Consider the following 7,780-nt stretch of genomic DNA (forward strand, 5'->3'; position numbering starts at 1 on the left):
TGTTATTTTTTAATCTGCACTCATTAATTCGCCTCTTGTCTCTTGTTCTTTAAATCTTTGAACCAAAGCTAAAGCATCTGGAATCACATCGCTACACAAAATAATAAGAGATCCTTTTACAGCATTCTTTACGGCATAAGTAATGGCTTCTTTTTCAGAAGGAATAATAGTGGTTTTCTTATTTGGGTCTTTCATTTTAATACCATCATTTAGAAGCTTAATAAGTTCCTCTTCGGTTCTTCCTCTTAGACGCTTATCTTGACGAATAATAATTTCATCAAACATTTCAGCAGCAATGCTACCTACTTGATTTGTGTCTTCATCTCTTCTATCTCCTACTCCTGCAATAATTCCGACTTTAACTGTAGCATCTAATTCATCTGTGAAATTTTTAAGCGCTAACATACCAGCTGGATTGTGGGCATAATCTAAAAGAATGGTAAAGTTTTCGAATTTAAATAAATTTAAACGTCCAGGTGTTTGTGATGCTGAAGGAATAAAAGTTTCCAAAGCTGCCTTCATATCTTCGATACTAAAACCTTGAATATTTGCAGTTAAAATAGCTGGCAACACATTTTGAATCATGAATCTAGCTTTTCCACCATAGGTTAACGGAATGTCTTCTGCTTTCATAATACGCATTTTCCATTCGCCACGACAAATGGTTACATATCCATTTTCGTAAACAGCAGTAATTCCACCAATTCGTTGTAAGGCTTTAATTCTAGGATTGTTTTCATCCATAGAAAATAAAGCGACATTGCAATTTACAGTTCTACGCATGTCGTAAACCAAATCATCATCTGCATTTAAAATGGCATAGCCATTAGGCAAAACGGTTTCTGGAATAACACCTTTAACTTTAGCTAACTGTTCTATTGTATGAATGCCTTTAAGACCTAAATGATCTGCAGCTACATTGGTAACAATACCAATATCGCATTTTTTAAATCCGAGTCCAGCACGAAGCAATCCTCCTCTAGCACTTTCAAGTACAGCGAAGTTTACTGTTGGATCTTTAAGTACGAATTCGGCACTTGCAGGACCTGTACAATCGCCTGTCATTAATAATCTATTTTGAATATAAACGCCATCACTAGTAGTATAACCTACGCGATAACCATTCATTTTTGCCATGTGTGCAATTAATCTAGTAGTGGTTGTTTTTCCATTTGTACCTGTAATGGCTACAATAGGAATACGACCTGTATCTCCTTTAGGGAATAATTTATCAATCACATGACCTGCTACGTTTCTTGGCAAGCCTTTAGTTGGAGCTAAGTGCATTCTGAATCCTGGTCCTGCATTCACTTCTAAAACGGCTCCTCCAGTTTCGGATAAAGGTTTTGAAATATCAGTAGTAGCAATATCAATACCACAAATATCTAGGTCGATTATTTTTGAAATACGTTCAGCCATCGAAATATTTGCAGGATGGACAATATCAGTTACATCTTCAGCAGTACCTCCTGTACTCAGATTTGCCGTATCTTTTAGAAGTAGCATTTCATCTTTTGGAATTACAGATTCTAAAGTGTATCCAGCATCTTTAATAATAGTTTGGGTTAATTCGTTAACTGTAATTTGAGTTAACACATTTTCATGTCCATAACCACGTCTTGGGTCTTTATTAACTTCATCTATTAATTCTTGAATAGTTGATTTCCCATTTCCAATAACATGAGCTGGTGTTCTTTTTGCTGCAGCAACCAATTTATTGTTGATTACTAACAGTCTATAATCATCTCCTTTTATATATTTTTCTACTATAATAGCTCCACTTCGTGAACTCTCTTTGGCATGTCTAAAAGCTTCAAGAGCTTCGTCATAATTTTGAATGTTTACAGTTATTCCACGACCATGATTTCCATCTATGGGTTTAATTACTAAGGGGAATTTAACATATCTACATGCTTCTTCTAAACTACTTTCTCTTCTTATAATATCACCTTTAGGCACTTCTACCTCAGCTTGTTCTAATAAATATTTTGTGTCCTCTTTATCGCAAGCTAGTTCTACACCTATACTACTTGTTTCACTAGTAACAGTTGCTTGAATACGTTTCTGATTGGCACCATAACCTAATTGACATAAAGAGTATTTATTTAATCTTATCCAAGGAATGCCTCTTGATTCTGCTTCTTCCACAATAGAACCAGTACTTGGACCTAATCTAGAGTCTTCACGAAGTTCACGCATTTTTTGAATATCGTCTGTCATATCATAAGCTTCACCTGCAATTAATGCTTCGCAAATTTTTACAGAAACTTCAGCAGCATAACGGCCTACAGACTCTTCCATGTAAGCAAAAACAACATTATAAACACCTTCTTCACCATAACCACGAGTTCTCCCAAAGCCAACATCCATTCCAGCAAGCGTTTGAATTTCTAGTGCAATATGCTCAATAATATGACCCATCCATGTGCCTTCTTCAACACGTTGAAAAAACCCTCCAGGTTCACCAACTGAACAACGATGCTCATACATGCTTGGAAACATGTCTTTTAACCTGTCGTAAAACCCATCAATTTTATTAGATGGCAATGCTTCCATTTCTTCTAGATCTAGAACCATTACTATTAATTTATGACGTCTTACAGACCAATAATTAGGTCCTCTCATGGCATTAATTTCTCTTATCTTCATGTGGGTTAACTTTTTTATTTAGTTATTGTGAAAGATTATAAATATATACAAAATCTGTAAAAAATTAGTTTATTTTTGTACAATTAAAATATTAGCAAGATTAGATGCAAAAGATAAAAGGCACATTAATTCCAATTGGTGGAAATGAAGATAAAGGGATTGAAGAAAATGAAATGTACACACTTGAATTTATTCAAGAAGGTATTTTATACCATGTAGTACAAGAAGCTGGTGGTATTGAAGCCAATATTGTAGTGATACCTACTGCCTCTAGTATTCCAATAGAAGTAGGAGATAATTACTTATCTGCTTTTTCTGCCTTAGGTTGTAAAAACGTGACTGTATTAAATATAAAAAGCAAAAAAGATTCTGAAAAAGAAGAATCAATTCAGCTTATTAAAAATGCTAATTGCATTATGTTTTCTGGTGGTGACCAATCTAAAATTACGAATAGAATTGGAGGCACTACCATACATGACATTTTATTAAATAGATATAAAAATGAAGAAGGCTTTGTAATAGCAGGAACAAGTGCTGGAGCTATGTCCATGACAAATGAAATGATTGCAGGTGGAAGTCCTCGTGAAGCTTTTGTTAAAGGGGCTGTTACTATGTATAAGGGATTAGGACTAATTCCTGAATTAATTATCGATACGCATTTTATTCAAAGAGGTCGTTTTGGTCGTGTGTCTGAAGCTGTTGCTAAATTTCCAGATCTTATTGGTTTTGGACTTGCTGAAGATACAGGAATGATAATTAAAAACGGTAACGAATGTACTGTAATTGGTTCTGGAATGGTGATTGTTTTTGATGGACATAAACTAACTCATAACAATGAAAAAGTTTTAGAAGAAGGTACTCCAATGACTATGACAAACTTAACCGTTCATGTGCTTTCTAATGGCGACCAATACCACATTAAAAATAGAAAAGTAAGTGTTTTACCTATAGAAGCTGATTTTATATAGTTTAAAATCTTAAAATCACTTTAAAGTAACCTGAATAAATAATAAAAGATTCCTGCGTTTGCAGGAATTTTATTTATAGATAGAAACTACTTCTGTTCCCATAGATGATTTTGAAGCACGATACATTCCTTCTGTATTAAAAGGCATGGCTATATTTCCATTTGTATCGACAGCAATTAAGCCTCCATCACCACCAATTTCAAGAATTCGCTTATTAATCACCTCGTTTGAAGCATCTTCAAGAGACATTTTTTTATGCTCCATTAAGCAAGCCACATCGTAAGCTACCACGCCACGAATAAAGAACTCTCCACTTCCAGTACAGGAAATAGCACAGGTTTTATTGTTGGCATAATTTCCAGCTCCAACCATTGGTGAATCTCCTACGCGTCCCCATTTTTTATTGGTCATTCCTCCTGTTGAAGTTGCTGCAGCAATATTTCCTTCTTGATCGCATGCTACTGCTCCAACAGTTCCAAATTTGGAATCTTTCTTTTTAGCATGATCTAATTGAAAACTATCAGTATCCTTAATTTCTAGCCATTGATTATGTCTAAATTCATCATAAAAATAAGAAGCATCTTCCAATTTATAGTTTAGCTCTTCTGCAAAACGCAAAGCACCATCTCCAGCTAAAAACACATGCTCACTTTTCTCCATCACATCTTTTGCCAAACTTATAGGATTTTTTATTCCAGTAATTAAAGACACTGCACCAGCATTTAAGGTTTTACCATCCATAATACAAGCATCCATTTCATGAGATTCTTTAGCTGTAAAAACAGACCCTTTTCCTGCGTTAAATAATGGTGAATCTTCCAAAACTGTAACCGCTTTTTCAACAGCATCTACAGCAGTTCCACCATTTTCTAATAAATAATATCCAGCCTCCAGAGCGTCTTTTAGTGCTGCTTTATATTTGGCTTCTAATTCTGGAGTCATCATCCCTTTTACTAAAGTTCCAGCTCCTCCATGTATGGCTATTGAAAATGTATTCATTTATATTTTTTTTAACTTATGCCAAGTTCGGCAAACAGGTTGGAAAAATACAAATTGCAAATCAATTGTCATTCATAAAAGCATAAGTTTTTGTAGCTTTGAGGTTCTTACAAAAACAATCCAATGTCTGAACAAAAACGTCTTTTTCTAGTCGATGCATATGCTCTTATTTTTCGTGGTTATTATGCATTTATAAAAAACCCAAGAATTAACTCTAAAGGACTTGACACCTCTGCTATTATGGGTTTTATGAATTCTCTTTTAGATGTTATAAAGCGTGAAAGACCAGACCATTTGGCAGTTTGTTTTGATAAAGGTGGAAGTGTTGATCGTGTAGAAATGTTTGAGGCTTACAAAGCCAATAGAGATGAAACACCTGAAGCTATTAAAATTGCGGTACCATATATTCAAGATATTTTAAAAGCTATGCATATTCCTATTATGGTAAAGGAAGGATTTGAAGCAGATGATGTTATTGGAACTCTTTCTAAACAAGCAGAAAAAGAAGGCTATCAAACCTTTATGGTTACTCCAGATAAAGATTTTGCCCAATTAGTTTCAGAAAACATCTTTATGTATAGACCTGTTTTTGGAGGTGGTTATGAAACTTGGGGAATTCCAGAAGTACAAAAGAAATTTGAAGTCACAGATCCTTTACAAGTTATTGACTTTTTAGGAATGATGGGAGATTCTTCCGATAATATTCCTGGACTTCCTGGAGTTGGAGAAAAAACAGCTAAAAAATTTATAGCTCAGTTTGGTAGTATGGAAGGTTTATTAGCCAATACAAATCAGCTTAAAGGAAAGATGAAAGAGAAGGTAGAAGCCTCTAAAGAATTGGGATTACTATCCAAAAAACTGGCAACTATTATGCTTGATGTTCCCGTAACATTTGATGAAAAAGATTTTGAAATGTCTGAACCAGATGTTGATGCTGTAACTCAAATTTTTCAAGAATTAGAATTTAGACGATTAATTGATAATTTTGTAAAAACATTTTCTTCAGAAGTTGTTTCAACTACATCTACTGATTCAATTTCAACATCTGAGAAGACAGAAACTAAAGCCACACCAAAAGAACAAGTATCTGCAGGTGCAGGGCAATTTTCGTTATTTGGTGGCGATGTTTCTACAGCTTCAAATGGAGCAGATACCGAAACAAGTTCGGCATTTTCAAGAAAAACTATTGAAACGACTTCCCATTTTTATCAAAGTGTAGCTTCTGGAATGGCAACCAAACTCTTCATTAAAAATTTAATGAATCAAACTGCTGTTTGCTTCGATACAGAAACAACTGGCTTAAATCCATTGACGGCAGAATTGGTTGGGATTGCTTTTTCTTGGGAAGTTGGCAAAGGATTCTACTTACCATTTCCTGAAGATAAAAATGAAGCTCAAGAGCTTATAGAACAATTGCGTCCGTTTTTTGAAGCAGAAAACATTGAAAAAATCGGTCAGAATTTAAAATACGATATTAAAGTCCTTAGAAAATACCATATTAAAGTTAAAGGCAAACTCTTCGATACTATGTTAGCACATTATTTGATTAATCCAGATATGCGACATAATATGGATGTGCTTGCAGAAACGTATTTAAATTACACTCCTATTTCTATTGAAGAATTAATTGGTAAAAAAGGAAAGAACCAACTTTCTATGAGAGAGATTCCTTTAGAAAAACAAACCGAATATGCTGTTGAAGATTCAGACATCACTTTACAATTAAAAGAACATTTTACTAAAGAATTAGGCGAAGCAAATACACAAAAATTATTTGACGACATAGAAATTCCTTTACTTCGTGTACTTGCAGATATGGAATTAGAAGGCATTAACTTAGATGTAGAATTTTTAAACTCCCTTTCAAGCCAATTAGATAGCGACATTAAAATCTTAGAAGCAGACATCTATAAAGAAGCTGGCGAAGAATTCAATATTGCATCGCCAAAACAATTGGGAGATATTTTATTCGACAAATTAAAACTAGTTGATAAGCCTAAAAAAACCAAAACTGGTCAGTATGCAACCTCTGAAGATATTTTGTCTTATCTGGCTAAAGACCACGAGATTATTAAACACATTTTGGAGTATCGTGGCTTGGCAAAACTAAAAAGCACTTATGTAGATGCCCTTCCTTTACAGGTTGAACCTTCAACTGGTCGTGTACATACAGACTATATGCAAACAGTAGCTGCTACTGGTCGTTTAAGTAGTAACAATCCGAATCTGCAAAATATTCCAATTAGAACAGAAAGAGGACGACAAGTTAGAAAAGCTTTTATTCCTAGAAACGAGGATTACACCTTATTAGCAGCCGATTATTCTCAAATTGAACTACGTATTATTGCTGCTTTAAGTGAAGAAGAAAATATGATTCAAGCTTTTAATAATGGTGAAGATATTCATGCTTCAACAGCATCAAAAGTTTTTAATGTACCTTTAAATGAAGTCACTCGCGAACAACGTAGTAATGCTAAAACCGTAAATTTTGGAATTATTTATGGTGTTTCAGCTTTTGGATTGAGTAATCAAACAGATTTATCCAGAACCGAAGCCAAGGAACTTATAGATACCTATTATGAAACTTATCCGAAATTGCGAAACTATATAGGCAAGCAAGTAGATTTTGCTAGAGATCATGGCTATGTGCAAACCGTTTTAGGAAGACGTAGGTATTTAAAGGACATCAACTCCAGAAATGCCGTAGTTCGTGGAGCTGCTGAAAGAAATGCTGTAAACGCGCCCATTCAAGGAAGCGCTGCAGACATTATAAAAATTGCCATGATTAACATTTACAACAAACTGGAAGCTGGCAATTACAATACCAAAATGCTTTTACAAGTACATGATGAATTGGTTTTTGATGTTTACAAACCAGAGTTAGATACCATGAAGACACTTATAAAAACCGAAATGGAATCTGCTTTTAAACTAAAAGTACCTTTAGATGTCGATTTAGATGTTGGTGATAATTGGTTGGAGGCACATTAATATTTTTAAACTTTGATTAATGAATTATTTATTTTTTGTAGGAAAATAATACAGCCTCCATACATTATCTATACACTATCTATACTTGAGCCATTAAGTATCTATGCGAAAGATATTGTCATTAAATTTAATTGACCCGTCCTAAAATAACTATACAGGTTATTAAATAAATC

At 34.1% G+C, this 7,780-nt stretch carries 4 protein-coding genes; 2 read left to right on the forward strand and 2 right to left on the reverse strand.

Annotated features, from left to right (window positions below):
* Positions 1-9: 9 nt before the first annotated feature.
* Positions 10-2,649, reverse strand: a complete 2,640-nt coding sequence (gene cphA / locus FVF61_RS08080; protein WP_148455151.1) for a cyanophycin synthetase — start codon at positions 2,647-2,649, stop codon at positions 10-12.
* A 104-nt stretch (positions 2,650-2,753) separates the two neighbouring features.
* Here cphA and FVF61_RS08085 point away from each other — a divergent pair, with 104 nt between their 5' ends.
* Positions 2,754-3,617: a cyanophycinase gene (locus FVF61_RS08085; protein WP_148455153.1), complete on the forward strand. Its 864-nt coding sequence runs from the start codon at positions 2,754-2,756 to the stop codon at positions 3,615-3,617.
* Positions 3,618-3,686: 69 nt separating this feature from the next.
* On the opposite strand, the gene FVF61_RS08090 is transcribed toward FVF61_RS08085, so the two are convergent.
* Positions 3,687-4,616 carry an isoaspartyl peptidase/L-asparaginase family protein gene (locus FVF61_RS08090; RefSeq protein ID WP_148455155.1) on the reverse strand — a complete coding sequence of 310 codons (930 nt, stop codon included), beginning with the start codon at positions 4,614-4,616 and terminating at the stop codon, positions 3,687-3,689.
* A 123-nt stretch (positions 4,617-4,739) separates the two neighbouring features.
* Between FVF61_RS08090 and polA the strand changes: the two genes are divergently transcribed.
* Positions 4,740-7,607, forward strand: a complete 2,868-nt coding sequence (polA, locus tag FVF61_RS08095; protein WP_148455157.1) for a DNA polymerase I — start codon at positions 4,740-4,742, stop codon at positions 7,605-7,607.
* Positions 7,608-7,780: the final 173 nt, after the last annotated feature.

Source organism: Xanthomarina maritima, assembly GCF_008084905.1.
GTDB lineage: Bacteria > Bacteroidota > Bacteroidia > Flavobacteriales > Flavobacteriaceae > Xanthomarina > Xanthomarina maritima.